The organism is Mycobacterium hainanense (genome assembly GCF_041890355.1).
GTDB classification, from domain to species: Bacteria; Actinomycetota; Actinomycetes; order Mycobacteriales; family Mycobacteriaceae; genus Mycobacterium; species Mycobacterium hainanense.
Genome location: NZ_CP169059.1, coordinates 968,818 through 994,741, shown reverse-complemented (window position 1 = coordinate 994,741; position 25,924 = coordinate 968,818). Strand labels below are relative to the sequence as shown.

Below are 25,924 nucleotides of genomic sequence, written 5' to 3'. Positions count from 1 at the left end.
CGCTAACTCAGGGCGGGAATCACCTCGCGCTCGAACAACTCGATGCCGGAGCGGTCGTAAGCGGCCTCGGGGAAATAGCAGATCGCGTATTCGCAGCCGAGGTCGCGCAGCTCGGCCAACCGCTCGATCACCTGCTCCGGCGTGCCCGTCGCCGAATCGGGTCCGCCGCCGGGGGCGAGCATCGCATTCGCGGCCGCCTCGGGCACATAGCGAGCAAGGCGGTCGCGGACCCGCAGGAGCCGGTCCTTCACATCGGCGTCCGACGTTCCGACAACGGCGTTGAAGTTGGCCGAACGCACGATGGCATCGAAGTCGGTACCCAGCCGCTGACAATGCTGGGCCAGGACTTCGGACTTGTGCGCGAATGCCTCGGGTTCAGAGGTGAAGTTGGTGTACTGCGCGTATTCCGCGGCGATGCGCAGCGTGACCTTCTCGCCTCCGCCGGCAATCCACAGCGGAATCCCGTTGTCCTGCAGGGGTTTGGGGGACACGATCGCGCCGTCGACCTGGTAGTGCTTACCGTCGAAGCTGACCTTGCCGTCGCGCCAGGCGTCCCGCATGATTTGCACGCCCTCGTCCAGCCGGCCCAGCCGGACGCCCGCCGACGGAAACCCGTAACCGTAAGCGCGCCATTCGTGTTCGTACCAGCCGCCGCCGATGCCCATCTGGATGCGCCCGCCGGAGATGATGTCGGCGGTCGCAGCGACCTTGGCCAGGTACACCGGATTGCGGTAGCTCATCGCGGTACACATCTGACCGAGCTTGATCCGCGAGGTGACCGCCGCGTACGCGGCCATCAGCGACCACGCCTCGTGGGTGGCTTCACTGGTCGGCAGCGGGACGGTGTGGAAGTGGTCGTAGACCCATAGCGAATCCCACGCGCTGTGGTCGGCATAGGTCGCCAGGTCCCGCATCACCGCCCAGTGCCGGTCCGGTTCGATGTCGACCAGATCCATTCGCCAGCCTTGCGGGATGAAGAGACCGAAGCGCATAGCACTGGACTTTAGCCGCAACTGTTCACAACGGATCGATAAGTCACGCCCAGCGGCCGCTGAGATTGCAGCCGTAGACCTGATGCATGACAACCGTCGGGCCCACCTTCCGGGCCATCTTCGCGTGCGCCGCGATCGTCGCCGCCCTCGCCTTCGCCACGGATGACACCAATTTCGTCAACGACAACGGTCAGACCTCCGGCGACATCTTCACGCAGAACGCCCAAGACCAGAGCACGGCCTGACGCCGTCCCGAGCGATCGGCAAAGGCCCAACCGCCCGCTAGGCTTACCCATCGTCAAGCTAGCGGGAGGTCGGCATGCGTGTACTGGTCTCCGGTGCCAGCATCGCCGGCCCCGTGCTGGCCTACTGGCTGACCCGTCATGGCTTCGACGTCACCGTCGTCGAGCGCGCGTCCACGCTGCGCAAGACCGGCGGCCACGCCGTCGACCTGTTCCGTCCCGCGATGGAGATCTCGGCCGAGATGGGCGTGTTGCCCCGGATCGAAGCGCTCGCCACCGGAACGAACCGCATGGTCATGCACCGGGAAGGCCGCGCGCGGCCCCTTCAGATCGACCTCAGCAAGATCTACGCCGCCACGTCGGACCGGCACGTGGAGATCATGCGCGACGACCTCAGCGAAATCTATTACGCCGCCGGTCGCGACGACGTCGAGTACCTGTTCGGTGACACGATCACCTCGATCGACCACGACGGGGAGGTGACGTTCCAGCATGCCCCCGTTCGGCGGTTCGACGTCGTCGTCGGTGCCGACGGGCTGCACTCCAACGTCCGGCAGCTGACCTTCGGCGACGAAGCCGCCCTCACCCGGTTCCTCGGTGGCTATCTGGCGGTGGTGTCGGCACCCAAGGCTCTCGCCGGCCGCGGCGAGATGACCTGCCACGTCGGCGTCGGGCGCCTCGCCGCCATCTACACCGCCGAGCACCTCGACGACGCGCGCGCCGTATTCCTGTTCCGCAGCGACCGTGAGCTCGACTACGACCACCGGGATGCGTTGCGGCAGAAGGACTTGTTGCGCGCGGCGTTTGCGAACATGCACGAGCAGGTGGACGGATGGGTGGCCGAAGTCGACCGCACGCCCGCCTTCTACTTCGATTCCATCAGCCAGTTGCGACTGGACCGGTGGTCACGCAGGCGCGTCACCCTCGTCGGCGACGCCGGATACTGCCCGGGCCCCGCGGTGGGCGGCAGCACCAGCCTCGCGGTGCTCGGCGCCTACGTGCTGGCCGGCGAACTCGCCCAGGCGGACGGCGACCTCCTGCGCGCGTTCTCCGCCTATGAATTGCAGATGCGCCAGCCGGTGCATCAGAGCCGCGCGTTCGCCCGCGGCGCCGCCAAGGGAATCATCCCCGGGTCGCGGCTCGGGGTGTGGGCGTTGACCCGGGGAGCGCAACTGGCTTCGGCGATGCCCGGTTCGTTGTCACGGTCGCTGGCCAAACTGAATGCCAAAGGCGTCCGAATGCACGACTCGATGCGGGTACCCGACTACAGCGCGACCGACCTCCAAGCGAACGAAAGAAACAACCGCCGATGGAACTAGCCGGTGTGGGGATCTGGAGCAGTCAGCTGCGATACGGTGATCCGCTCGAATCCGCCGACCACGTGTGCGTGCAAGTGCTGTTGGAGGATCCGAACGCGCTTCCACGCGAGCAATGGCGCCGAATCGCCGCCGCCCTCTAGCCGACGCCTACTGTAAGGCCATGGCTTCCAAGCACACCCTGTTTCGGATTTTCTATCGCATCGGCTTCACCCCCTGGGACGGTCACCCGCTCGCGCAGAGCCTGCGGAACCTGGTCGAGGGAACGGCCGACACGCCGGCGCTCGCCCCGGGCGCGGCCCTGGAAGTCGGGTGCGGAACCGGTGACTGCTCGATCTATCTCGCCCAGCACGGCTGGACGGTCACCGCGGTCGACTTCGTCGCAAAGCCCCTCGAGCAGGCACGCGCCAAGGCCGGCGCCGCCGGCGCGGCGGTCGACTTCGTCCAGGCCGACGTCACACAGTTGAGCCGGATCGGCATCGGCGCGAACTTTGAGCTGATCGTCGACAACGGTTGCCTGCACAACATGAGCGACGCCGATCGCGACGCGTATGTCCGGGAGATCAGCGCCGTGGCAGCCCCCGGAGCGCGGCTGCTGATCGTCGCTTTTGTTCCGGGCGGTCGGGTGGGGGTGCGGGGCGTCGACCACACCGAGATGGAACGACGCTTCGCGCCCACGTGGACAATGCTGTCGGCCGGCGACGAGCGCGAGCTGGATCGCGCCGAGAAGACGCCGGCGCGTTACTACCTCTTCCAACGCCGCGACACATAACCAGTTGCGACGGCAACGCAAAAGCCCCCGAAGACAAGCGCTTCGGGGGCTTTCGCGACCAGTGACCCTACGTCAGCGAGTCCGGCGGGGTGAACCGGTCGCCGTACTTGGCGGCCAACTCGCGCGCCCGCGCCACGAAGGCCTCCTTGCCGATACCGCCCGGACCCTGGTAACCGACGATGAACTGCGCGCTGCCACCGGTGTACGGCGGGAAGCCGATGCCCATGATCGAGCCGATGTTGGCGTCGGCGGTCGAGGTCAACACGCCCTCGTCGAGGCACTTCTGGGTTTCCAGCGCCTCGGCGAACAGCATGCGGTCGATCATGTCCTGCAACGGGATCTCAGCGCTGCCGGAGTTGAACGTCTCCCGTAGGCCCGGCCACAGGCGCGTGCGCTTGCCGTCGACGTACTCGTAGAAGCCCGCGCCCTTCAGCCGCGACGGGCGGCCGATTTCGATCATCTTCTCAACGACCGCCTCCGCTGGATGCGGCTCGTAGGTGCCGCCGGCGTCCTCGACACCCTTGCGGGTGGCCGCGGCGATCTTGTGCATCAGCTCCAGGTTGAGCTCGTCGGAAAGCTGCAGCGGCGGCGCCGGGTAGCCGGCCTGCGAGCCGGCGTGCTCGATGCTCGCGGGCTCCACGCCCTCGCCCAGCATCGCCAGCGCCTCGTTCACGAAGGTGCCGATGACGCGGCTGGTGAAGAAACCGCGGCTGTCGTTGACCACGATCGGGGTCTTGCCGATGGCCAGCGTGTAGTCGAACACGCGGGCCAGCGCCTCGTCGGAAGTCTTCTCGCCCTTGATGATTTCGACCAACGGCATCTTGTCCACCGGTGAGAAGAAGTGGATCCCGATGAAGTCCTCCTGACGCTTGACCCCGGTCGCCAGACCGGTGATCGGCAGCGTCGAGGTGTTCGATCCAAGGAGCGCGTTCGGCTCGACGATGTCCTCGATTTCCTGGAACACCTTGTGCTTGAGTTCCTGGTTCTCGAAAACCGCCTCGATGACGAAGTCGACACCCTTGAAGTCGGCGGGGTCGGCGGACGGCGTGATGCGGTCCAGCAGCGCCTTGGACTTCTCCTCGGTGGTCTTGCCCCGCTCAAGCGCCTTGGCCTCAAGCTTTTCCGAGTAGCCCTTGCCCTTCTGGGCGGCCTCGATGCTGACGTCCTTGAGCACCACGTCGAAGCCGGCCTTGGCCGACACGTACGCGATGCCCGCGCCCATCATGCCGGCGCCCAGCACGCCGATCTTGTTGATCTTGACGGGCTCGATGCCCTCGGGCCGCGACCCGCCGCCGTTGATGTGCTGCAGGTCGAAGAAGAACGCTTGGATCATGTTCTTGGCGACCTGGCCGGTGACCAGCTGGGTGAAGTAGCGGCTCTCGATGCGGGTGGCGGTGTCGAAGTCCACCTGCGCGCCCTCGACGGCCGCGTCCAGGATGGCCCGCGGCGCGGGCATCGGCGCGCCCTTGAGCTGCTTTTTCAGCAGCGCCGGGAACGACGGCAGGATGCCGGCCAGCGCGGGGCTGGACGGGGTGCCGCCGGGCATCTTGTAACCCTTTTTGTCCCAGGGCTGTTCGTGCGAGTCGGGGTTCGCCTTGATCCACGCCTTGGCGGCGGGCACCAGTTCCTCGACGGAGCCGACGAGCTCGTCGACCAGCCCCATCTCCTTCGCCTTTGCGGGCTTGAAGCGGGTGCCCTGCGACAGGATGTTCATGAACGCGTTCTGGATGCCGAACATCCGCACGGTGCGCGTCACCCCGCCGCCGCCGGGCAGCAGGCCCAGCGTCACCTCGGGCAGGCCCAGCTGGCTGCCCTTGACGTCGGCGGCGATGCGGTGGTGACAGGCCAGCGCGATCTCCAGGCCGCCGCCGAGCGCGGCGCCGTTGATGGCGGCCACGACCGGCTTGCCCAAGGTCTCCAGGGTGCGCAGGTCGCGCTTGATGTCCTCGACCTCGGTGAAGACGTCACCGGCGTCCTCGGGTCCGGCGGTGATCATGCTCTTGAGGTCGCCGCCGGCGAAGAACGTCTTCTTGGCGCTGGTGATCACCACGCCGGTGACCGAATCCTTCTCCGCCACAAGGCGTTCGACGGCTTTGTGCATCGATTCCTTGTAGTGCTCGTTCATCACGTTCGCCGACCCGGTGGGGTCGTCGAGCGTCAGCGTGACGATGCCGTCGTCGTCCTTGTCCCAAACGATGGTGTTCTCTGCCATGGTCTTAAACCCTCTCGATGATGGTGGCGACACCCATGCCGCCGCCGATGCACAGCGTGATCAGCGCGCGACGCGCGTTGCGGCGCTCGAGCTCGTCGACCATGGTGCCGGTGATCATGGCGCCGGTGGCGCCCAGCGGGTGGCCCATCGCGATGGCGCCGCCGTTGACGTTCAGCTTCTCGTCGGGGATGTTGAGGTCCTTCTGGAACTTCAGCACCACCGATGCGAACGCCTCGTTCAGCTCGAACAGGTCGATGTCGTCGACGGTCAGCCCGGCGCGGTCGAGCACCTTCCGGGTGGCCGGGGTCGGGCCGGTCAGCATGATGACCGGGTCGGCACCACTGGTCGCGGTGGCGACGATGCGCGCCCTTGGGGTCAGGCCCTGCGACTTGCCCGCGGCCTCGGAGCCGACCAGCACCAGCGCGGCGCCGTCGACGATGCCGGAACTGTTGCCGCCGGTGTGGACGTGGTTGATCTTCTCCACCCAGTGGTACTTCTGCAGCGCCACGTCGTCGAAGCCGCCCATCTCGCCGATGCCGTCGAACGCGGTCTTCAGCTTGGCCAGGCCCTCCATGGTGGTGTCGGGCCGCATGTGCTCGTCGTGGTCCAGGATGACCAGACCGTTCTGGTCACGCACCGGCACCACCGACTTGGCGAAGTAGCCGCCCGACCAGGCCTCGGCGGCCTTCTGCTGCGACCGCAGCGCGTAGGCGTCGACGTCCTCGCGGGAGAAGCCCTCGATGGTCGCGATCAGGTCGGCGCCGATGCCCTGCGGCACGAAGCCGATCCGGTAGTTGGTCTCGGGGTCGGTCGCCCACGCGCCGCCGTCGGAGCCCATCGGAACGCGGCTCATCGACTCGACACCGCCGGCCAGCACCAGGTCGTCCCAGCCGGACCGCACCTTCTGTGCCGCGGTGTTCACGGCTTCCAGGCCGGAGGCGCAGAAGCGGTTGAGCTGCACGCCGCCGGTGGTCTCGGGCAGCCCCGCCACCAGGGCCGCGGTGCGGGCGATGTCGCCGCCCTGGTCGCCGACCGGCGACACCACGCCCAGGATCAGGTCGCTGATCAGGTTCTCGTCGAGGTCGGGGTTACGCCTGCGCAGCTCGTCGACCAGGCCAACCACGAGGTTGACCGGCTTGACCTCGTTGAGCGAACCGTTGCGCTGCTTGCCGCGCGGCGTGCGGATGGCCTCGTAGATGAAGGCTTCTTCGGACATGTCGAGTTCCTCTTCACAAGTGGGTTTCGGATCCGTATCAAAGGTAGGTCCGGATACCGCACCCTAACAAAGTGCCCGGCCAACCTGTTGGTTGGGCCGATCGCCGCTGGTCCCGTCCGCCGAGCCCGGCGATCTCCCGCTCGCGAGCGTCACGCCAGCGTGGCCGCGGCCCGCGGGCGTCACACTGGCGTGACGCTCGAGCAGGACGGCACCCTAAGCTCGACCAGCATGACGGTGTCGCGGCTGCGTCCATACGCGACCACGGTGTTCGCCGAGATGTCGGCGCTGGCCGCGCGCGTCGGTGCGGTCAACCTGGGCCAGGGCTTCCCCGACGAGGACGGCCCCGCGGCCATGTTGAAGGCCGCCCAAGATGCCATCGCCGAGGGGAACAACCAGTACCCCCCGGGCATCGGCGTGGAGTCGCTGCGGCACGCCATCGCCGCCCAGCGGCGACGGCACTTCGGCATCGAGTACGACCCCGACAGCGAGGTGCTGGTGACGGTCGGGGCGACCGAGGCCATCGCGTCCGCGGTGCTGGGCCTGATCGAGCCCGGCTCGGAGGTCCTCCTCGTCGAACCGTTCTACGATTCCTACTCGCCCGTGCTGGCGATGGCCGGCGCGCACCGGGTGGCCGTCCCCCTGGTCCCCCACGGCCGCGGCTTCGCCCTGGACGCCGACGCGCTGCGCCGGGCCGTGACGCCACGCACCCGCGCGCTGATCATCAACTCGCCGCACAACCCGACCGGCACGGTGCTCAGCGCCGCCGAGCTGACCGCCATCGCGGAGGTCGCGGTCGCCGCCGACCTCTTGGTGATCACCGACGAGGTGTACGAACACCTGGTGTTCGACCACCACCGGCACCTGCCGCTGGCCGGCTTCGAAGGCATGGCCGAGCGCACCGTCACCATCTCCAGCGCGGCCAAGATGTTCAACTGCACCGGCTGGAAGATCGGATGGGCTTGCGGCCCAGCACAACTCATCGCCGGGGTGCGGGCGGCCAAACAATATCTGAGCTACGTCGGCGGCGCGCCGTTCCAGCCGGCCGTCGCCCTGGCGCTCGACACCGAGGACGCGTGGGTCGCCGAGCTGCGCGCCTCGTTGCAGGCCCGCCGCGACCGGCTGGCCGCGGGGCTGTCCGAGATCGGCTTCGAGGTGCACGACAGCGCGGGCACGTACTTCCTGTGCGCCGACCCGCGGCCCCTGGGCTACGACGACAGCGCCGCGTTCTGCGCGGCACTTCCGCAGCAGGCGGGGGTGGCCGCCATTCCGCTGTCGCCGTTCTGCGACCCCGCCGCCGCGCACGCCTCGGCCCAAGCCAAAGTGTGGAATCACTTGGTGCGCTTCACCTTCTGCAAGCGCGAGGACACCCTCGACGAGGCGATCAGGCGGTTGGCCGTCCTGCGGTGACCGGCCGGCTACTCGGCCGGGCCGTAGCCCTCGGTCACCCGCTTTCGCAGGCCCTCCAGCGCGGCGTGCAGGATCTTCTTGCGCGCCCGGTTGACCCAGAACTCGGGCAGCGGCGCCCAGGGTTCGACCGTGATGGTGAACCGGACCCGCGTCTTGTCGTCGCTCACGCGGCTCAGGTTGTATTCCCCGTGCTGACCGCGTTGCTGGGCGGTCCTGGCGGCGTCCCACACCATCCAGTCCGGACCCCAGTGGTATTCGAGCAATTCGGTGTCGTGGATGCCGGTCACCGCGATGGTGACCTTCACATGGTGGGGGCGCCCGTCGGGATATTTGTCGACGACCTCCACCCGCTTGTGCACCGACGACCATGACGGCACGGCGTCCATGTCGGCCAGCGCCTCGAGGATCACCTCCGGGGGCGCGTCGATCACAATTTCCGACGATGCTTGAACGGCCACTGCGAATAAGTTAGCAAGCGCTCAGGCGGTCCCGAAAGCAAAATGCGAGCCGCCGACTATTCCGACTCGGCTGCACCATTGACGCGCTTTACCAATTCGCATAATCCCTTTACCGCCGAGTCGAGGACGCTTTCGCTGGCCCGGCGGACGACGAAGGCGGGCATCGGTCTACCGGGTTCCACGGTCACGTCGAAGCGCACCCGCGTCTTGTCGACACCCTCGGGCGTCAGGTTGTACTCGACGTGCTGACCGTGCTGCTGGGAAGTCCCTTTGGCGTCGTAAACAACCCAGTCGGGTCCCCAGTGATATTCCAGAATCTCTTTGTCGACGAGCCCCAAAATCTTGATGGTGGTTTTGACGTGGTGGGGCCGACCGTCGGGATAACGGTCGATCACTTCAATGTTCTTGTGCAGCGGCGACCACGATGACAGGACGCCGACATCGGTCAGCGCCTCCATGACCACTTCGGGCGGCGCGTCAACGACAAATTCGCGTGATGCTTTTACGGCCACTGAGTTCAACCTAGCAACGTCGGCCCGCAGGCGGATCGGTTCGGCGTAAAACGCGGCTTACCAATCTATTTCGGTCAGGAGCGTAGTGGCCGCCGGCGGCCGCCCGACCGGTGCCGCCGGGGTGCGCGAGAAGCGGGGGCCGGGCGCGGCCTGGTCGACGCCGTCGGCGGTGATCAGCGTGGAGCGTGCCCTCAGGTGCTCGTCGGCTGCGGCCTCGCTCCACGTCAGCACCGGGGTGACGCACGCATCCGTGCCGGCGAAGGTGGCCGTCCACTCGTCACGGGTCCGGCCGGCGAAACGTTTCGCGAAGACGTCGTACATCTGCGGGTAGGAGGCGACGTCGAGCTGGCCGGGAACCTCGTCGGCCGACAGGCCGAGCCCGGCCAGCAACGCCGCGAAGAACTGTGGCTCGATGGCGCCGACGGCCATGTACTTGCCGTCGGCGGTCTCGTAGCAGCGGTAGAAGGGGGCGCCCCCGTCGAGCAGAAACGACTCGCGCCGGTCCCGCAGCGCCCCAGTCGACTTCATGGTCCACATCATCTGGGCGAGCAGGCTGACGCCGTCCACCATCGCCGCGTCGATGACCTGCCCCCGGCCCGAACGCTCGCGTTCGTAGAGCGCGACGGCAATTCCGAGCAGCGCCAGCATCGAGCCGCCCCCGAAGTCGGCGACCAGGTTCAGCGGCGGCATCGGGGGCCGGTCGGCGTAACCCAGCGCGGAGAGCGCGCCGGTCCGCGACAGGTAGTTGATGTCGTGGCCCGCGGTCCGGGCCAGCGGCCCGTCCTGCCCCCAGCCGGTGATCCGCGCGAAAATCAGGCGCGGATTGACCGCCGCGCACTCGTCGGGACCGATGCCGAGTCGCTCGCAGGTTCCCGGCCGGAAACAGTCCAGCAGCACGTCGGCCTTCGCGGCGAGATCGAGCAGCGCCGCCGGCTGCGTCTTGACGTCCAGGTCGACGATGCGTTTACCGCGGTGCAGCAGATCCCGGTCCTCGGCCGGCATCGTCGCGACTGCTTGGTGGCGACCCGCTTCGCCCGGCTTCGCCGCACTCGCGATCGCCACGCCTGCTTGGTGGCGACCCGCTTCGCCCGGCTTCGCCGCGCTCGCGATCGCCACGCCGCCGCCGCACCCGCACCACATCGGCGCCTAGGTCGGCAAGCATCATCCCCGCGTGTGGGCCCGGGCCGATTCCGCCGAGCTCGATAACCTTCACCCCGGCCAGGGGGCCGCCGCCGCCCACCGCGACTAGCGCCCCTTCTTCACTTTCAGCACCCGCTCGCGCAGCGCCTTGGTGGCGGAATCGATCGTCCCCTTCACTGCCCGTTTCAGGACGAAGCCGGGCAGTGGCACATTCGGGTCCGCGAGCAGCTCGAACTTGACCAGCGTCGCGTCCCCCTGCGGTATCAGGGTGTACTTGCCGTCCTGCGCCTTCTGCTGCGAGGAGCTCACCAGCGTCCAGCTCACCGCGTCGGCCGCCCAGGTGTAGGCAACCACCTGTTCGTCGGTGATCCCGGCGACCCTGACCTTCATCCTCACTTGGCTGGGCCGCCCGTCGTCAGCGGTCGACAGGATCTCCGCGCTCTGGTGTGGTTCCGACCACTCGGGCATCGCCTCGAAATCGGCAATGACGTCCAGGATCTCCGCCGGACTGGCTTCGATGACGATGTCGCGGGATTCTTTGAGTGCCATGGCCCGCACGATACTGAAGCGGCGTGCCCCCCGGAATGAATTCGACCGAGGTACCGTCGTGCTTGTGCCTGACCACCAGCCCGTCTACACCGTCGGTGACTACCTGTTGGACCGCCTCGCCGAACTCGGCGTCACCGAGATCTTCGGCGTTCCCGGTGACTACAACCTGGAGTTCCTCGACCACATCGTCGCCCACCGCAGGATCCGCTGGGTGGGCAACGCCAACGAGCTGAACGCCGGCTACGCCGCAGACGGCTACGGTCGGCTGCGCGGAATGTCCGCGGTCGTAACGACTTTCGGCGTGGGTGAACTGTCGGCGGCCAACGCGATCGCGGGCAGCTATGCCGAGCAGGTGCCCGTCGTGCATATCGTCGGCGGCCCGTCCAAGGACGCACAGGGCACCCGGCGCGCGCTGCACCACTCGCTCGGCGACGGCGACTTCGAACATTTCCTTCGCGTGAGTCGCGAGATCACCTGTGCCCAGGCCAACCTGATGCCCGCGACCGCCCGCCGCGAGATCGACCGGGTGCTGTCCGAGGTGCGCGAGCAGAAGCGGCCCGGCTACATCCTGCTGTCCACCGACGTGGCCCGCTTCCCCACCGAACCGCCCGGCGCCCCACTGCCCCGCTACACCGGCGGCACCAGTCCGCGCGCGCTGTCGATGTTCGTCGAGGCCGCCTCCGAGCTCATCGATGACCACCAGCTGACCGTGCTGGCCGACTTGCTGGTGCACCGGTTGCAGGTGGTCAAAGAACTCGAGGCGTTGCTGGCGGCCGACGTGGTGCCCTACGCGACGCTGATGTGGGGTAAGAGCCTGCTCGACGAAAGCTCACCCCACTACCTGGGGATCTACGCCGGGTCGGCCAGCGCCCCCGCGGTGCGCACCGCGATCGAAGAGGCGCCGGTGTTGGTGACCGCCGGCGTGGTGTTCACCGACATGGTCAGCGGCTTCTTCAGCCAGCGCATCGACCCGGCGCGCACCGTCGACGTCGGTCAGTATCAGAGCACCGTGGCCGGCGAGGTCTTCGCCCCGCTGGAGATGGGCGCCGCACTCGAGGCGTTGGCCACCATCCTGACCCGGCGCGCGATCACGTCGCCGGCCGTGGCCTCGCCGCCCGCCGAGGCCTTGCCCCCGCCCCCGCCGCATGATCAACCGCTGACGCAGGAGATGCTGTGGGACCGCCTCTGCGTGGCCCTCACACCGGGCAACGTCGTCCTCGCCGACCAGGGCACCTCGTTCTATGGCATGGCCGACCACCGCCTGCCCCAGGGTGTGACGTTCATCGGCCAACCGCTCTGGGGCTCAATCGGATACACGCTGCCCGCGGCGCTGGGGGCTGGGGTGGCACATCCGGACCGGCGCACGGTGTTGCTGATCGGTGACGGCGCCGCGCAGTTGACCGTCCAAGAGCTCGGCAACTTCTCGCGGGAAGGGCTGTCCCCGGTCATCGTGGTGGTCAACAACGATGGCTACACCGTCGAACGGGCCATCCACGGAGAAACCGCGCCCTACAACGACATCGTGAACTGGAAGTGGACCGAGATCCCCAACGCGCTAGGGGTCGCCGATCACCTGGCGTTTCGGGTGCGGACCTACGGTGAGCTCGACGACGCACTGACCGCCGCAGCACAGCACCGGGACAGCATGGTGCTCGTCGAGGTGGTGCTGCCGCGGCTCGAAATCCCGCCGCTGCTGGAGGAACTCGTCCAGCCGATGTCACCGGACGGCAGCGTTCGCCGATAAGGCGCGTCAGGACCGGCTCGGGGCGCCGTTCGGATCCGCTGAGCGCAGCATCGCCTGGACGGTTCGCCGGCAGCGCCCACAGTCGGCGCCGGCCCCGCAGGCCTGGGCGACGTCCTTGGTGGTGCATGCCCCGGCCTGCACCGCCTCGGTCACCGTTTGGCTGGTGACTCCGTTACACAGGCACACGAACATTCCAGCGGGCCGCTCAGTCCGCCTCGATGCGCATCATGTTCGTGAATCGGCCGACGAATAGCGGAGGGTAGGCACCCATTCCCGCGCCGGCCATCCACTCGGCCGCGACATCGGGATGGTCGATCCAGCGTCGCGCGCTCTCTTCGTCGGGCAGCTCCGACATGATGAGCACCTCGTGCTCGTCGTCGAAGGCCTGGAAGATCCACATCTTGCGGATGCCCGCCGCGACGAATCTGTCCGCGGCCGAGGCCATTTCGGCGGTGAGCGTCGACACATCGTGGACCGACGCGATGGCGACGACGACGACGCCGGGCGCCTGCGGACTCGCCGGTGGCTCCGGGACGAACCTGTCGACGATCTCGCCGGCGAACACCGCGGGAATGTCGTCGACGCCGGCCGCATCGAACCATTCGAAGAACACGCGCGAGCGCAGCAGCTCGACGATCGGCTCGCGACTGTGCACGCCGATCATCACCAGCACCCGGCCGTGGTCATGCGTCGAGGTGTAGACCAGCACGTGGTGGGCGCCGATGTCGGCCAGGGCCGCCTTTCTGCGCTCGAGCAACGGCCATACCCGGCTGGGGTCGGGGACACGATAGTCCGATGCGATGACCATCGAATGAATGTCGCCGTCGCTCAACGGAGTTGATCCTTCATCACTTTCCCGGTCGCATTGAGCGGCAGCTCGTCGAGGAACGCGATGGATCTCGGCGCTTTGAAACCAGCCATCCGCTCCCGGCACCATACCAACAGGTCATCCTCGGAAACCTGGGATTTCGCAACCACGAAGGCCTTGCCGACCTGCCCGAGGCGGTCGTCGGGAACCCCGATCACGGCGGCCTGTGCCACAGCCGGGTGCTCCATCAGATAACCCTCGATCTCCGCCGGGTAGGCGTTGAACCCGCCCACGATGAACATGTCCTTCTTGCGGCCGTCGATCCGCAGCCGGCCCGTCGCATCGAGGCGGCCCAGGTCGCCGGTGTGCAACCACCCGTCGGTATCGATCGCCGCGGCGGTGGCCTCCGGGTCGTCGAGGTAGCCCTGCATGACGCCGTAGCCGCGGACCAGCACCTCGCCATCGTCGGCGATGCGCACCTCGACTCCTTCGCAGGGCACGCCCGCGGTGGTGGCGACGTCTTCGAACGAATCCCCGGGCAGCGACAGCGTGACGTTGCCCGCCTCAGTGAGCCCGTATCCGGTCATCAGCGTCTGGAACGGCAATTCGTCGTGGATGCGACGGACCAGTTCGACAGGGATGTCGGCGGCACCGGTCACGCCGGCCCGTAGGGTCGCCAGCTTGGACTTGTCGGCAACGGTCAGCAGGGAGTGGTAGAGCGTCGGCGGTCCGGGAAGCATCGTGACGCGTTCGCGCGCAATAAGTTCCACCACTGTGTCGACATCGAACACCGAGACCGGCAGCATTGTCGCGCCACGCAGAAACGAGGTGATCAGCCCGGCCTTGAGGCCGAAGGTGTGGAAATACGGGTTGATCTGGAGGTAGCGGTCACCCTGGCGCAGGTCGGCGAGCGTCGCCCATTCCTGGTACATCCGCAGCGTTTGGCGATGGTTCATCATCGCGCCCTTCGGGCGGCCGGTCGTGCCCGAGGTGAAGATGATGTCGGCGATGTCGCCGCCGCTCACCGCTCGCTCGAACGGTGAACCGCTGGAAAGGAAGTCGGACTTCAGATCGATGACGGGCGTGCCAGCGGGCGCCGTGTAGTCCTGGCCCAAAAAGCCCTTCTGGACCAGGACGGCCTTGACTTTGCTGCGGGTGATGATGTCGCCCGCTTCCTCTGCCTTGAACCGAGTGTTGACCGGCACCAGCACACCGCCCGCGGTGAGCAGCCCGAAGGCCGCGATGATCCACTCCGCGGAATTCGGCGCCCAAACCGCGATGCGATCACCCTTGTCGACGCCCAGCTCGGCAAAAGCGCCTGCCGCACAACGAATCCGGTGGACAATGTCGGTGAAGGTGAAGCGCAGCGGACCGTCGACGACCGCTTCCGCGTCGCCGAAGCGGTCCGCCGCGCTCAAGACCATCTCGGGGATGGTCTCCCACTGAGGTTCGATTGGCCGACTCCTCCTCATCGCGCTTCGCGCTCTGCATTGTCGCCGGCCGCGTTCGATTGGCCGGTATGTCACACCGTGACGAGTCGACCGAGGTTGCCACCCATGATCTTCGCCTGGTCGTCGACGGACAGGTGTGACAGCGCGTTGACGTAGAACGTCGGCTCCGCCAGCCCCTCCGGGTGCGGCCAGTCAGAGCCGTACAAGACCTGATCCACACCGACGAGGCTGATCAGGTCGTCGATGCCGTCCTCGAAGAACGGGCTGACGTGGATCCGGTTCTTGACTACCTCGACCGGGTCGCTCGGGAAAGCCTCCGGGGCCTTGCGGAAGACCTCGGCCAGGCCGTCAAGCAACGGGGTCATCCACTTCGAACCGGCCTCGACGATCGCGACCTTCAGCTTGGGGTGGCGGTAGAGCGCACCGTGGATGACCCACGAACCCACCGCGTCCTGGATCGGCCGCCACTCGTTGAGAATGCCCATGGCGTTGGTCTGGAACGGCAGCATTTCCTGTTCGGCGCCGTCCCACTCGGAGGTGTAGCGGGAGTAGCCGCTGTCGGACGAGTGCATGCCGACCAGCACGTCGTGCTCGACAACCCGCTCCCAGAACGGATCGAACTCGGGCAAGGCGAACGACCGGGGGCCGCGGAAGCCGGGCACCGGAGCCGGGCGGATCAGGATGGCGCGGGCACCGCGCTTGACCGCCCACTCCAGCTCCTCGATCGCCTTCTCGACGATCGGCAAGGTGATGACCGGGGTGGTGAAGATCCGGTTCTGGTAGTTGAAGCCCCAGACGTCGTCGAGCCACTCATTCAGCGCGTGGATCAGGACGTGGATGGCGACCGGGTCGTCGCGCAATCGCTCCTCGAGCAGACTGGCCAGCGTCGGAAACATCAGGGTGCGGTCCAGGCCCAGCTCGTCCATCTTCTCCAGCCGCGGGCCGGGCTCGAAGAACGCCGGGATCGCGCGCATCGGCTCACCGAACAGCTCGCGCTTGCTTTTGCCGTCCGGGTTCCCGTACTTGAAGTACTCCTCCCAGGCGCCCGGCCGGGCGACGACCTCGAAGGTCGGGTTGGGGATGTAGTTGCTGATGTGGCCGCGGATGGCGATCTTCGTCCGACCGTTGATCTGCACGTACTGGACGTAATCCTTATAGGCCTTGGGCAGGTACTTGGTCAGCGCCTCCGGCGGCTCGTAGAGGTGGTTGTCCGCGTCAAAGATCGGAAACGGGACGTCTTCACGATGCGACAACTGGCCCATGGAATCCTCCTTCTTGATTTACGAGAATACTATTCTCTACGGGCGCCGAATCGCAACGTTGCCCGCCGACGCGCTTTCAAGCGGTCAGCACGTAACGACGATTTTGAAGGTCGCGGTGGCCGGCTCACCGGGTTTGTCGGTCTTGTAGCCGTTGGCCGTGCCACTGAGGGTGAACTTGTCACCGGTCACGCTCAGGTCGGCGTTGCCGCCGTCGCCGCGGGAGTACATTCCGCTGAACCCGCCCAAGTTCTGGATGCGCACGGACTCCGCCGTGGCGGGTTGCGCGTTTTCGTCGATGACGACCTTGGCTCCGGCGAAATTGCCGCCGATCTCGATCGTCCGGGTCCACTGCAACTGGCCGCACTCCACGATGTGGAAGGTCCGGTCGTTACCGTCGACAGTCACCGACGCCGTGCTGGCGATCTGGGTCGGCGGTCGCGACGCGCAACCCGCAAGTACGGCGACGGCCAGCGCCGCCGCGACCCTGGCTACGCTTCGATCCAGCACCGAGCACCCCTGTCTTCGTTGACGATAGCCCTTCGGCCTGCGACGACGATGTTATTGTCGCACCGAGAGGATGCCAATATCGTGCGTTCTCATCCGAGGAGCGAACAACGCATGGTGGACCTGGAGATCGACGACGGGTTGGCGGTGCTGACCATCGATCGCCCGCAAGCGCGCAATGCCATCGCCCTGGACACCATGCAGCAGCTGGAGAAGGCGCTCGACGCGGCGGCGGGCGCCAAAGCCCTGGTGATCAAGGGCGCGGGTGATCGGGCCTTCGTATCGGGTGGCGACCTCAAGGAGCTGCGCGCACTGCGGACCGAAGAGGACGCCGCGGCGATGGCCAAGCGGATGCGGGCGATATGCGACCAATTGGCCAGCTTCCCGGCGCCTGTGATCGCAGCGCTGAACGGCCACGCCTTCGGCGGCGGCGCCGAGGTCGCGGTCGCCGCCGACATCCGGCTGGCCGCCGACGACATCAAGATCGCGTTCAACCAGGTGGAGCTCGAGATCATGCCGGCCTGGGGCGGCGCCGAGCGGCTGGCCGCGCTCGTTGGAAAGAGCAGGGCGCTGTTACTGGCCGGCACCGGAACCGCCCTCACGGCGGCCGAGGCGGAACGAATCGGCCTGGTCGATCGGGTGGTGCCGCGCGCGGAGTTCGACGCAGGGTGGCAATCGGTTGCCAGGTCGCTGGCCCGGCACCCGGCGAGCGAGATAAAGCGCGTAATCAGGGGGGTTTCGGCCGACGAAGCGATAGCATCCTTTGCGCGGCTATGGGTCGCCGATGCACACTGGCGGGCCGCGGAGCGGGTCATGAACCGCACCACGAGTGCGGGACGGGCAGCCGGAGGAGTGAGATGACGGGCAGACGGTTGGGCCTCGGAGGCGCGGCCCTGTCGGCAGTGCTGATCGGTGCGACAGGTTCATTCGTGGGCGCCGGTCACGCCCTGGCCGACCCGGTGATGCACCACGTCAAGTACACCGTCACCGCGCAGAATCCGATCTACACCGATATCTTCTACCTGGACCACGAACCGGCTAAGTTCGCCGACTACAGCCACAACCCCTACTCGTTCACACCGCACGTCGACGTCGACATCGCGCCGGGCAAGCCGTGGAGCTACGAGCTGGACCTATCGAAACCCGACGTCTATGCGATGGTCGTCGCGAGCACCGGTACGGAACCCGGGACGCCGAACCTTCATTGCGACTTGGCGGTAGACGGCGCCGTCGTCGTATCCAAAGACGGCCCGAAAGGCGTGCTCTGCTCGCTGCGCAACTGGTGAACCACCCAGGTCGGCGGGATACCTTCGATGGGTTGCGGCTCGCCTTCTAGGCGACGCAGGTATTTCTCGACCAACTCCACGGTCTCGGCGTGACCGCCGGACATGCCGATCGCCTGCTCGAGCACCAGCATCCGCGACAAGCTGCTCATCAGCACCGTCCAGACCACCGCGGGCACGTCGTCGTTCTCGGCGCCGTAGCGCTGCAACGCCGCGGCTACCGCTTTGCGCTCCTCCTCGCGAAAACGCTCGGCGTAGTAAGCGATTTCGCGACGCATGTCTTTGCGATGGTTGGCCAACGCCATGAATTCCATCGAGATCCGGGTGAACGCCGGGTCGGTGCCGAACCGCCAGAGCGCCCACAATGGTTGCGGCGATTGCAGCAGCTGGGCCTGCGCCTGCAGTCCTTCGTCGGCGCGGCGGCGGAAGACCTCCAGAAACAGCTCCTCCATGGTGCGGAAGTAGTAGTGCACCAATTGCGGTTTCAGCCCGGCCTTGTTCGCGAGACGGCGCGACGTCACGGCGGCATAGCCCTCTTCGAGCATCAGCTGCTCGGCCGCGTCGAGCAACAGGCCGCGATTCTTCGCGTCCGGCGCTCCTATCCGGCGGACCGCAGAAGCAGATGTCATGCCGTCCCTCCATGCTCTCGAGACTCCGGTGTCGACCCAATCAAATCGTAGCCAGGTCAGCGCGGCGCCCGGGCGTTGCGACCTTGACCCTGACATTACCGCCATGCTAAGCAGGTGCTCAGCATATTTCGGTTCGGAAATCGCGCGGCGCCACAGCCTGCCGCCGAACACAGCCGGCAATCCAAGCCCAGGGAGACGCAATCCGATGAGCGACTACGAGTCAATCGACTTCTTCACCGACCCGTCTCTGGTACCCGATCCCCACCCCTACTTCGATTACCTGCGCAGTCAGAACCCGGTGCTGCGGCTGCCTCACTATGGCGTCGTCGCGGTGACGGGCTACGACGAAGCCTGCGAGATCTACAAGGACCCCGACACGTTCTCGAACATCGTCGCGCTCGGCGGCCCCTTCCCGCCGTTGCCCTTCACGCCCGAAGGCGACGACATCAGCCACCAGATCGACGCGCACCGCAGCTCCTTCCCCATGTTCGAGCACATGGTCACCATGGATCCGCCGGATCACACCAAGGCCCGGTCGGTGCTCGCCAAGCTGTTGACCCCGAGCCGGCTGAAGCAGAACGAGGAGTTCATGTGGCGCCTGGCCGACCGGCAGCTCGATGAGTTCCTACAAAACGGCGAGTGCGAGTTCATCGCCGAATACTCGAAGCCGTTCGCCACGCTGGTGATCGCCGACCTACTCGGCGTCCCGGAGGAGGACCACAAGGAGTTCCGCACCGTCCTGGGCGCCGACCGCCCCGAAGCGCGAGTGGGCGCGCTCGACCACCAGTCGGTCGGCATCAACCCATTGGAGTGGCTGGACGATAAGTTCTGCAATTACATCGAGGACCGGCGGCGGGAGCCCCGCAACGACGTGCTGACGTCGCTTGCGTCGGCGAAGTATCCGGACGGCTCGACGCCCCCGGTCATCGAGGTGGTCCGTTCGGCGACGTTCCTCTTCGCCGCCGGCCAGGAGACCACCGCCAAGCTGCTCAGCGCCGCGCTGCAGGTGCTCGGCGACCGGCCGGACATCCAGCAGCAGCTGCGCGAGGACCGCAGCCTGATCCCCGGGTTCATCGAGGAATCGCTGCGGATGGACAGCCCGGTCAAGAGCGACTCGCGGCTGGCGCGCAAGGCCACCACCATCGGGGGCGTCGACATCCCCGCCGGCACCGTGGTGATGGTCCTGCCCGGCGCCGCGAACCGCGACCCTCGGCGGTTCGACAACCCGCACGAATTCGACCTGCGCCGCAAGAACGTTCGCGAGCACATGGCCTTCGCCCGGGGTGTCCACTCCTGCCCGGGCGGTCCGCTCGCCCGCGTCGAGGGCCGCGTCTCGATCGAGCGGATCCTGGACCGGATGCCCCACATCGAGATCGACGAGGCCCATCACGGGCCCGCCGCCGAGCGTCGCTACACCTACGAGCCGACGTACATTCTGCGCGGCCTGAGCGAACTCCACCTCACCTTCACGACTGCGGACGCCGTCGCGTCGGTGGGTTGAGTCAGATCGCCATTCCGGTGAAGTAGCAGCTGAGCAGGGCGACGCCCATCAGCAGCACCCACGCGTCGGTGAGCCTGCACAGCAGCACGGGGGCGTTTCGTACCTCCATGAATTCGCGAAAGATGATGCGCACCTTGACAAGTGCGATCACGATGACGCTGGATGTGACCACCGCGTTGGATTTCAGCGTCCCGGCATGGCCTGCGGAGTGGTCCAGCCATAGGTAGCCGAGGGTCAGAGCCGCCAAGACCGTCCACACCACCAGCAGTCGTTTGTTGAACTTGATCGGAGATCACCTCACCACGTAGAGCAGCGCGAAGATGAGCACCCACAGGAAGTCGACCGTGTGCCAGTAGGTGGCGCAGGTTTCGACGAGCCGCTGGGTTTCTTGTGTGTCGTGGGCATTCCGTGCCGTCGCGCGCAGTTGGTAGACGATGACGCCGAGGGCGACGAAGCCGATCAGAAGGTGCACGAAGTGGATGCCGGTGAGGAAGAAGTAGTAGGTGAAGAAGTCGTTGCTGTCCAGTCCATTGCCCAGGCGCACCAAGCGGGCCCACTCGAACACCTTGAAGAAGAGGAAGACCGCGGCGAGCGCGGCGGTGATGAACACGTCCCGCAGGGCGGCACGGTAGGCGCCCGCCCGAGCCGATTGGACGCACCGCGCCACCGACCAGGAGCTCAGCAGCAAGACCAGCGTGTTGAACACGCCGACCCTCAGGTCGAGCTGCGACTGCGCATGCAGGAACAGCTCGGGGTTTCGGGCGCGGTAGAACAGATAGAAGCCGAAATAGCCGGTGAAGAGCAATGTTTCGAACAGCACGAACGCCCACATGTCCGGCTGTCCGGGCACGAATCTGGACCGTTGCTTCTCGGCCATGTCGGTCATCACGCGGGCACCTTTTCCCGATTGTGTTCTGGGAGGGGCCCGGTGCCGAAGTCCTCGCGCTGGATCATCCGGAACAGCATGACGATGAAAGTGACTTGGTAGACGCCGAACACGACCATGTCCAGCCACCACGCAATCTGACCGTTCCATGCCAGCACGCCGCGCCGGAAGATCCAGCACGGCGCCACCACAACCTCGGTGAGCGCGTTGCATAGGTTGAGATAGCCGAACCATTTGGGGAAGACCCGATTCCGGTCGAGCAGGATCGCGACCATCCAGATCAGGGAACCGATCAGGAAGACGCCCATGGTGCCGTCGAAAGACAGAAACGCGAAATCGTAGAGCCAGCCGAGGGCTTCGGGATTTCGCTGCGGACGCAGCGTGCCCACGATCAGGGCGATGTTCAGCAGCAGCATGCCGGGAACCGCACTGAGCGAGTAGATGATGAGATACGAATACCCGAACGCACGGCTGACCGACATGCGCCGCATCGAATACGCGATGAGAGCGTTGTTAACCGCGATCATGCCGCTGATGGCGAAGATGACGCCGAACCCGACGGGTATGCCGAGGTGGCGTTCGGAAAACCAGTGGGCCTGCGTCGCGAGGTCCCAAGTCGGCGCCGGCGGCGGCTGGACTTGCGCCACGATGAAGAACATCGGGAAGAACAGGCCGTAGAACACCATGAGGATCGCCCACGCCAACCACAGTTCTCGCTTGGGGTCGCGCCGCAGATGCCAGCCGATTCGTTGATGCAGGGGTCCCGAAGGAGGCGTGTCCGGGGATGCCTGCGGCGCGACAACCGCGCTCATGCATCCACCAATTTCTCAGCAGTTCTTGGGTTTTTGGCCCGCTCGCGATAGATCGCCCGGCCCAACACGACGCCCATCACGACGATCCAGACCGCGATCGCGACGTTCTTCACCCAGAACGACAACATGCCGTTCCAGGCGAGCGGGCCCGTCAAGGACACACCTACGAACGCCGCCGGCACCAGCGCGGCGGCCACCAGCAGGTTGAAGTGCGCCACCCAGCGGCTGAAGACCGGACGCGGCTGGGAGTCGAAATAAATTGCCAGCGCCAGGATTACGCTCTGCCCAATCAGGAATGGCACCAGGATGGTGAAGGTGATCCAGGCAAAATCGTTGAGCAGCTGCGTCAGCTCGGGGCTGCGTTCGGGGCGGAAGGCGGCCAGGAGCCAGCACACGTTAGCAACGAGGAAAAGCGTCGGACCGCCTGCGACGCAGCCCAGCATCGCGTAGGAAAAGATCGGCGTCCGGTGCGCCATCCTGCGGATCTGCAAGACGATCAGCGCCAGGATCGGCACCAGGCACACGCCGAACCAGTTGAACAAGATCATGCTGTAGCGGATCTCCGGGAGGTGGGCAGGATCGCGATAGAACGCGGCCACCTGCTCCGCCGGCATCGTCGGCGACATCGGCGGATTGAACCCCGGAAACAGGAAGAATGCGGCGATCCAGAGGATCAAGGCGACCGGCAACGTCCAGAGCAGGATCAACTCGCCGTCGATCCGCCGCGGCGCGGTCCCCCTCAACCCCGGGCGCCGGGCGTCGCCAACCTCGACGTCGGACATCGGCCCCTCCCCTGCGAGATCACCTACTGGACGCGATTAATCTGCGAAGCTAGCCGATCGGCTAGCTTCGGTCAAGAGAGTCGTCTAGTCTCGGTGCGTGGGAGCAGCACGGCGACCGGTGACCGCTGAGCACTTCTGGCTGATCGAACACAGCCCGGCCCGGACGCGGGTCCTCGATGCCGCGTTGGACCTGTTCGCCACGCACGGTGTCAGCGGTACGTCGCTGCAGATGATCGCCGACGCGGTCGGTATCACCAAAGCTGCTGTCTATCACCAGTTCCGGACCAAAGAGCAGATCGTCATCGCGGTGACGGAGCGCGAACTCGGCCGGCTGGAGCCGGCACTCGAGGAGGCCGAAGCGTACGACGATGGCCCGCGAGCACGAGATGCCTTGTTGGTAAGCGTGATTGAGATGGCCGTTCGCGACCGGCGGTTGGTGCGCACGCTGCAATTCGATCCGGTCGTGGTCCGGTTGCTGGCCGAGCACAAGCCTTTTCAAGCCTTCATGGACCGGCTTTACCGGGTGCTGCTGAGCGATGCGGGCCTGGACGGGCGGATCGAGGCGGCCATGTTCTCCGGCGCGCTCAGCACCGCCGTCATGCATCCGCTCGTTGCCGACATCGATGACGAGACGTTGCTCGCCAGGGTCACCGACTTGAGCCGGCGGCTGCTCGGACTGCCCCGGCAGTCCCCCGAATGAGTGCTACGTGTCGGCGCGGACCCAACTCGCTATGCCGTCGTGCGCAATACAAATCAGGAAGAGACCGTCAGGTGCCTGCGCGACGTAGTTCAGATAGTTCTGGCACTCTGCGTTTTCCTCCTTGACCCCCGCCATCGGAGGTGAGCGGAACCATCGGGGCTGGTACCTCCTGGGTGAACCACAGAACATCAGCCGTCCGGGCTCCGAGGCGAACGACACGTATCCGTCGGCGACACCGAAGGCGTAGTAGGTGGTGTTTTCACAAGGCGCACCCAGCACCTGGTGGGGCATGATGCCCGGTGTGCAGGCGGGGTAGTCGCAGACGGTCGGCCCGGCCATGGCTGGCGGCGCCGCCATCACACCGGCGCCGAGCAACGCGGCAACCAGAGCCACGATTGATCGCACCCAATTACTTTGCCACACCCGAAAGGAAAATTCTCCTAGTTGGAGAACCTTACCTGGGCCGACCGGTGGTGGACACCGGGCCGTCTCGAACGCCACTCCGTCCCGTCCCGGGAGGATCAGTTCCGCATCTGAGAGGCACAAGGCAGCGGTCCCATGACGGCGTTGAGCCCAGGTCAAAGTGATAAGCTTCCTCCCCGTGCACGATCCGGTGGGACCCAACACCGACGATTGTGGCGACCCGAGGAATGCGACCGATCCCGGCGAACCACAGTCAAACGCAGGGGCTGAGAGTGGCGACGAAGCGGCCGCATCAGGAGGGAACCCGGAAGACGACGAAGTTGCCAAGGCCGAAGCGCGCGCCGAGGCGGCTCGGGCGCGCCTGGAAAGGCTGCGCGGGGCAGCCGAAACCGGGGATGCGCAGGACGACGCCCACGACGTCGAGCCGCGGTCCGCGGCGCAGACCCGGAAACGGCTCCGTGTGCCGCGACGACCCAGGCGGCCGCGGTGGCTGCGGCGCCCAGGGCGGAAGACCGTAGCCGCCGGCGTCGGCATCGTTCTTTTCTCCACTTCTCTCGCCGCGAGCGGCTACATGCTGCAGCAGCACCACACCGCGGTGCATAATCGCCAACTCGCCGCGGAGTTCAGTGCGGCCGCACGGCAAGGGATTACGGCCTTCATGTCGATTGACCCCGATCACGCCAAGGAGAGTGTCCAGCGCACCATCGATGCCTCCACGGGCGACCAGAAGGATCAGCTCTCCGTGCTGTCGCCCCTGATGGTCAAGAAGGCCGAGGAGACTAAGGTCGGCACCAAGGTCACCATCGAAGCCGTCGCTGTCCAGTCGTTGAGCGACAATTCGGGAGTCGTGCTTGTGGCGGCGAAGACCGATCCCATTGGGCCGGACAACGCCAAACCGCCGCCCGCCTTGTTTCGGCTCAGCGTCAATATGGACCGCGACGGCGGCCAGCTCAAGATGTCGAAAGTCGAATTCGTGCGATGACTGTCGAACCCGGCTCACCGCAGGACGGGACCGAAAAGGCGATTGACGGCGCAGGTACTTCACCCGCCGAGGAGGACGGACTGGCGACCGCTGGAGTGCGACCGGCGCGCTCTCACCGGCTGGCGGAGGTCCGGCGCCGGGCCCGCCGGTACTCGGCAAGGTGGCGTTCGATCGTTGCGACAACGTTGGTTATCGCCGCGCTGGGAGTCGCCGCCGGCGTGTACTTCATCCTGTACCGGCCGGATCAGCAGGTCGGCGATGTGGCAGCGCACCGGGCGATCCAGGCAGCGTCAGATGGTGCCGTCGCGGTGTTGTCGTACTCCTATGACCATTTGAACCGCGATTTCAGTAACGCGAAGTCACATCTCACCGGCGACCTTCTGGCGTATTACAGCAAGTTCAGCGACGATGTCGTCGCGCCGACGGCGCAGAAGGGACAACTGACGGCGTCGGCCAAGGTGGTTCGGGCCGCAGTCTCGGAATTGCATCCCGATTCGGCCGTGGTGCTGGTTTTCGTCGACCAGACGACGAAAAGTGAGCACAAGAAGGATCCTGAAATCACGCAGAGCAGCGTCTTGGTCACGTTGTCGAAAGTCAACGGGTCCTGGCTGATCGCGAAATTCGACCCCTCCGGGTGAGCGCTGCCGATCTTGCACTAACCGTTAACCGGCGGCCCGAAGCGGTGTAACGTCATCGCTCGAGAGTGCCGCAACCGACGGCGAAAAGGTGCCATAGACACTCTCGGATTACGCGGTTCGAGGAGCAGCCGATGCGTCCAGTCAAAACACTCAGCACCGCAACGCTGGTGGCTCTCACCGCCTTCGGCGGTGTGAGCACCGGACCCCCGGCCAAAGCTATAACCAAGGAAGACGTGGCGATCAACGGGACTTACCGTGCCACGTCCATCGGCGACTGGGCCCAGAGAAACGATCAGTACTTCGGCGAACCGACGGTCTACCAGGTATGGACCATCAGCTCGTCTTGCGAGACGACCCAGGAGTGCCACGGCACGGTGACCAGCGACCAGGGTTGGAGCGCGCCCATGTATATGAACGATGGCGAGATGTGGAAGGTGAAACACGAAGTGCCGAACTGGGAACGGTGTGAGGACGGTACCGCGTTCCCCGGGATGCAGGCCTTCTTTTTCTACCCGGTGAACGACAATGGTGGATTCCAAATCGGGTCGCGCGTCTTCGCCGGCAAGGACAAGACGGTAGGCCCAAGCGGCGCATGCGGGCAGAACAATTGGCTTGATATCACGATGCCGTTGCGCCTGGACCAGCTGTCGTGACCCTGCGGCCGTAGCCGCATGCCCGTCCCGCGGGCCGCTTCATGTCGGGG

General features: G+C 66.2%; 29 protein-coding genes and 2 pseudogenes. 13 read left to right on the top strand and 18 right to left on the bottom strand.

Features of this window, described 5'->3' with window-relative positions:
- Positions 1–2 precede the first annotated feature (2 nt).
- Positions 3–992 (bottom strand): LLM class F420-dependent oxidoreductase, encoded by a 990-nt coding sequence (locus ACEL92_RS04775; protein WP_374024491.1) that lies wholly within the window; start codon positions 990–992, stop codon positions 3–5.
- 86 nt (positions 993–1,078) lie between these two features.
- On the opposite strand from ACEL92_RS04775, the gene ACEL92_RS04770 reads away from it, so the two are divergent.
- The 4 genes from ACEL92_RS04770 (at position 1,079) to ACEL92_RS04755 (ending at position 3,322) form a co-directional block, all read left to right on the top strand.
- Entirely contained in the window at positions 1,079–1,237 is a 159-nt protein-coding gene (locus tag ACEL92_RS04770) for a hypothetical protein (RefSeq protein WP_374024490.1), read from the top strand.
- Between the two features lie 74 nt (positions 1,238–1,311).
- Positions 1,312–2,553 (top strand): FAD-dependent monooxygenase, encoded by a 1,242-nt coding sequence (locus tag ACEL92_RS04765; RefSeq protein ID WP_374024489.1) that lies wholly within the window; start codon positions 1,312–1,314, stop codon positions 2,551–2,553.
- Positions 2,544–2,693, top strand: coding sequence for a hypothetical protein (locus ACEL92_RS04760; protein ID WP_374026436.1), 150 nt, complete (start codon positions 2,544–2,546; stop codon positions 2,691–2,693). Before ACEL92_RS04765 ends, ACEL92_RS04760 begins: the two co-directional genes overlap by 10 nt.
- Positions 2,694–2,713: 20 nt before the next feature.
- A complete protein-coding gene (locus tag ACEL92_RS04755) occupies positions 2,714–3,322 on the top strand; it encodes a class I SAM-dependent methyltransferase (protein WP_374024488.1) in 609 nt (202 codons plus the stop codon).
- A 67-nt stretch (positions 3,323–3,389) separates the two neighbouring features.
- On the opposite strand, the gene ACEL92_RS04750 is transcribed toward ACEL92_RS04755, so the two are convergent.
- Positions 3,390–5,534, bottom strand: a complete 2,145-nt coding sequence (locus tag ACEL92_RS04750; RefSeq protein ID WP_374024487.1) for a 3-hydroxyacyl-CoA dehydrogenase NAD-binding domain-containing protein — start codon at positions 5,532–5,534, stop codon at positions 3,390–3,392.
- Positions 5,535–5,538: 4 nt separating this feature from the next.
- Positions 5,539–6,750, bottom strand: coding sequence for an acetyl-CoA C-acetyltransferase (locus ACEL92_RS04745; protein ID WP_374024486.1), 1,212 nt, complete (start codon positions 6,748–6,750; stop codon positions 5,539–5,541).
- Positions 6,751–6,978: 228 nt separating this feature from the next.
- Here ACEL92_RS04745 and ACEL92_RS04740 point away from each other — a divergent pair.
- A pseudogene (locus ACEL92_RS04740) lies at positions 6,979–8,170 on the top strand (pyridoxal phosphate-dependent aminotransferase); the annotation flags it as partial.
- On the opposite strand, the gene ACEL92_RS04735 reads toward ACEL92_RS04740, so the two are convergent.
- From ACEL92_RS04735 to ACEL92_RS04720, 4 genes and pseudogenes are all read right to left on the bottom strand, one after another.
- The gene (locus ACEL92_RS04735; RefSeq protein ID WP_374024485.1) at positions 8,166–8,615 is read right to left on the bottom strand and encodes an SRPBCC family protein; all 450 of its coding nucleotides are present in this window, start codon (positions 8,613–8,615) and stop codon (positions 8,166–8,168) included. The pseudogene ACEL92_RS04740 and the gene ACEL92_RS04735 sit on opposite strands and share 5 nt — an antisense overlap.
- 56 nt (positions 8,616–8,671) lie before the next feature.
- Positions 8,672–9,127: an SRPBCC family protein gene (locus tag ACEL92_RS04730; protein WP_374026080.1), complete on the bottom strand. Its 456-nt coding sequence runs from the start codon at positions 9,125–9,127 to the stop codon at positions 8,672–8,674.
- A 57-nt stretch (positions 9,128–9,184) separates the two neighbouring features.
- A pseudogene (locus tag ACEL92_RS04725) lies at positions 9,185–10,367 on the bottom strand (CaiB/BaiF CoA transferase family protein).
- 5 nt (positions 10,368–10,372) lie between these two features.
- Complete coding sequence (locus ACEL92_RS04720) at positions 10,373–10,816, bottom strand: SRPBCC family protein (RefSeq protein WP_374024484.1); 444 nt, start codon at positions 10,814–10,816, stop codon at positions 10,373–10,375.
- Between ACEL92_RS04720 and ACEL92_RS04715 the strand changes: the two genes are divergently transcribed.
- Positions 10,815–12,560 carry an alpha-keto acid decarboxylase family protein gene (locus ACEL92_RS04715; protein WP_374024482.1) on the top strand — a complete coding sequence of 582 codons (1,746 nt, stop codon included), beginning with the start codon at positions 10,815–10,817 and terminating at the stop codon, positions 12,558–12,560. The two genes, ACEL92_RS04720 and ACEL92_RS04715, sit on opposite strands and share 2 nt — an antisense overlap.
- A gap of 6 nt (positions 12,561–12,566) precedes the next feature.
- Here ACEL92_RS04715 and ACEL92_RS04710 read toward each other — a convergent pair whose 3' ends face one another.
- From ACEL92_RS04710 to ACEL92_RS04690, 5 genes are all read right to left on the bottom strand, one after another.
- On the bottom strand, positions 12,567–12,752 hold the full coding sequence (locus tag ACEL92_RS04710; RefSeq protein ID WP_374024480.1) for a bacterioferritin-associated ferredoxin: 186 nt from the start codon (positions 12,750–12,752) through the stop codon (positions 12,567–12,569).
- Between the two features lie 13 nt (positions 12,753–12,765).
- Complete coding sequence (locus ACEL92_RS04705) at positions 12,766–13,392, bottom strand: fatty-acid--CoA ligase (protein ID WP_374024479.1); 627 nt, start codon at positions 13,390–13,392, stop codon at positions 12,766–12,768.
- Positions 13,389–14,840, bottom strand: a complete 1,452-nt coding sequence (locus tag ACEL92_RS04700; RefSeq protein ID WP_374024478.1) for a FadD3 family acyl-CoA ligase — start codon at positions 14,838–14,840, stop codon at positions 13,389–13,391. The genes ACEL92_RS04705 and ACEL92_RS04700 overlap by 4 nt, the downstream gene beginning before the upstream one ends.
- A gap of 50 nt (positions 14,841–14,890) precedes the next feature.
- A complete protein-coding gene (locus tag ACEL92_RS04695) occupies positions 14,891–16,081 on the bottom strand; it encodes an amidohydrolase family protein (protein WP_374024477.1) in 1,191 nt (396 codons plus the stop codon).
- Positions 16,082–16,165: 84 nt separating this feature from the next.
- Complete coding sequence (locus ACEL92_RS04690) at positions 16,166–16,588, bottom strand: lipoprotein LpqH (RefSeq protein WP_374024476.1); 423 nt, start codon at positions 16,586–16,588, stop codon at positions 16,166–16,168.
- Positions 16,589–16,699: 111 nt separating this feature from the next.
- On the opposite strand from ACEL92_RS04690, the gene ACEL92_RS04685 reads away from it, so the two are divergent.
- Both ACEL92_RS04685 and ACEL92_RS04680 read left to right on the top strand, forming a co-directional pair.
- A complete protein-coding gene (locus ACEL92_RS04685; protein WP_374024475.1) occupies positions 16,700–17,446 on the top strand; it encodes an enoyl-CoA hydratase/isomerase family protein in 747 nt (248 codons plus the stop codon).
- A gap of 101 nt (positions 17,447–17,547) precedes the next feature.
- Positions 17,548–17,871, top strand: a complete 324-nt coding sequence (locus tag ACEL92_RS04680; protein ID WP_374026079.1) for a hypothetical protein — start codon at positions 17,548–17,550, stop codon at positions 17,869–17,871.
- Here the strand turns inward: ACEL92_RS04680 and ACEL92_RS04675 are convergent.
- The gene (locus ACEL92_RS04675; RefSeq protein ID WP_374024473.1) at positions 17,787–18,497 is read right to left on the bottom strand and encodes a TetR/AcrR family transcriptional regulator; all 711 of its coding nucleotides are present in this window, start codon (positions 18,495–18,497) and stop codon (positions 17,787–17,789) included. The genes ACEL92_RS04680 and ACEL92_RS04675 overlap by 85 nt on opposite strands.
- Before the next feature lie 205 nt (positions 18,498–18,702).
- Here ACEL92_RS04675 and ACEL92_RS04670 point away from each other — a divergent pair, with 205 nt between their 5' ends.
- Positions 18,703–19,998: a cytochrome P450 gene (locus ACEL92_RS04670; protein WP_374024471.1), complete on the top strand. Its 1,296-nt coding sequence runs from the start codon at positions 18,703–18,705 to the stop codon at positions 19,996–19,998.
- A 1-nt stretch (position 19,999) separates the two neighbouring features.
- Here the strand turns inward: ACEL92_RS04670 and ACEL92_RS04665 are convergent, their stop codons facing one another.
- The 4 genes from ACEL92_RS04665 to ACEL92_RS04650 are packed head-to-tail and all read right to left on the bottom strand — an operon-like array spanning position 20,000 to position 22,478.
- Positions 20,000–20,284 (bottom strand): cytochrome C oxidase subunit IV family protein, encoded by a 285-nt coding sequence (locus ACEL92_RS04665; protein ID WP_374026078.1) that lies wholly within the window; start codon positions 20,282–20,284, stop codon positions 20,000–20,002.
- Positions 20,285–20,290: 6 nt separating this feature from the next.
- Positions 20,291–20,884 (bottom strand): cytochrome c oxidase subunit 3 family protein, encoded by a 594-nt coding sequence (locus tag ACEL92_RS04660; RefSeq protein WP_374024470.1) that lies wholly within the window; start codon positions 20,882–20,884, stop codon positions 20,291–20,293.
- Positions 20,884–21,696 (bottom strand): hypothetical protein, encoded by an 813-nt coding sequence (locus tag ACEL92_RS04655; RefSeq protein ID WP_374024469.1) that lies wholly within the window; start codon positions 21,694–21,696, stop codon positions 20,884–20,886. The genes ACEL92_RS04660 and ACEL92_RS04655 overlap by 1 nt, the downstream gene beginning before the upstream one ends.
- A complete protein-coding gene (locus ACEL92_RS04650; RefSeq protein WP_374024468.1) occupies positions 21,693–22,478 on the bottom strand; it encodes a hypothetical protein in 786 nt (261 codons plus the stop codon). The genes ACEL92_RS04655 and ACEL92_RS04650 overlap by 4 nt, the downstream gene beginning before the upstream one ends.
- Positions 22,479–22,575: 97 nt before the next feature.
- Between ACEL92_RS04650 and ACEL92_RS04645 the strand changes: the two genes are divergently transcribed.
- Complete coding sequence (locus ACEL92_RS04645) at positions 22,576–23,178, top strand: TetR/AcrR family transcriptional regulator (protein ID WP_374024467.1); 603 nt, start codon at positions 22,576–22,578, stop codon at positions 23,176–23,178.
- Between the two features lie 3 nt (positions 23,179–23,181).
- Here ACEL92_RS04645 and ACEL92_RS04640 read toward each other — a convergent pair whose 3' ends face one another.
- The gene (locus tag ACEL92_RS04640) at positions 23,182–23,571 is read right to left on the bottom strand and encodes a hypothetical protein (RefSeq protein ID WP_374026077.1); all 390 of its coding nucleotides are present in this window, start codon (positions 23,569–23,571) and stop codon (positions 23,182–23,184) included.
- Between the two features lie 208 nt (positions 23,572–23,779).
- Between ACEL92_RS04640 and ACEL92_RS04635 the strand changes: the two genes are divergently transcribed.
- The 3 genes from ACEL92_RS04635 to ACEL92_RS04625 all read left to right on the top strand — a co-directional run bounded on the left by ACEL92_RS04635 (position 23,780) and on the right by ACEL92_RS04625 (position 25,874).
- Positions 23,780–24,583 carry a hypothetical protein gene (locus ACEL92_RS04635; RefSeq protein ID WP_374024466.1) on the top strand — a complete coding sequence of 268 codons (804 nt, stop codon included), beginning with the start codon at positions 23,780–23,782 and terminating at the stop codon, positions 24,581–24,583.
- A complete protein-coding gene (locus tag ACEL92_RS04630; RefSeq protein ID WP_374024465.1) occupies positions 24,580–25,221 on the top strand; it encodes a hypothetical protein in 642 nt (213 codons plus the stop codon). Before ACEL92_RS04635 ends, ACEL92_RS04630 begins: the two co-directional genes overlap by 4 nt.
- 131 nt (positions 25,222–25,352) lie before the next feature.
- Positions 25,353–25,874 (top strand): hypothetical protein, encoded by a 522-nt coding sequence (locus ACEL92_RS04625; RefSeq protein ID WP_374024464.1) that lies wholly within the window; start codon positions 25,353–25,355, stop codon positions 25,872–25,874.
- The last annotated feature ends 50 nt before the right edge of the window (positions 25,875–25,924 follow it).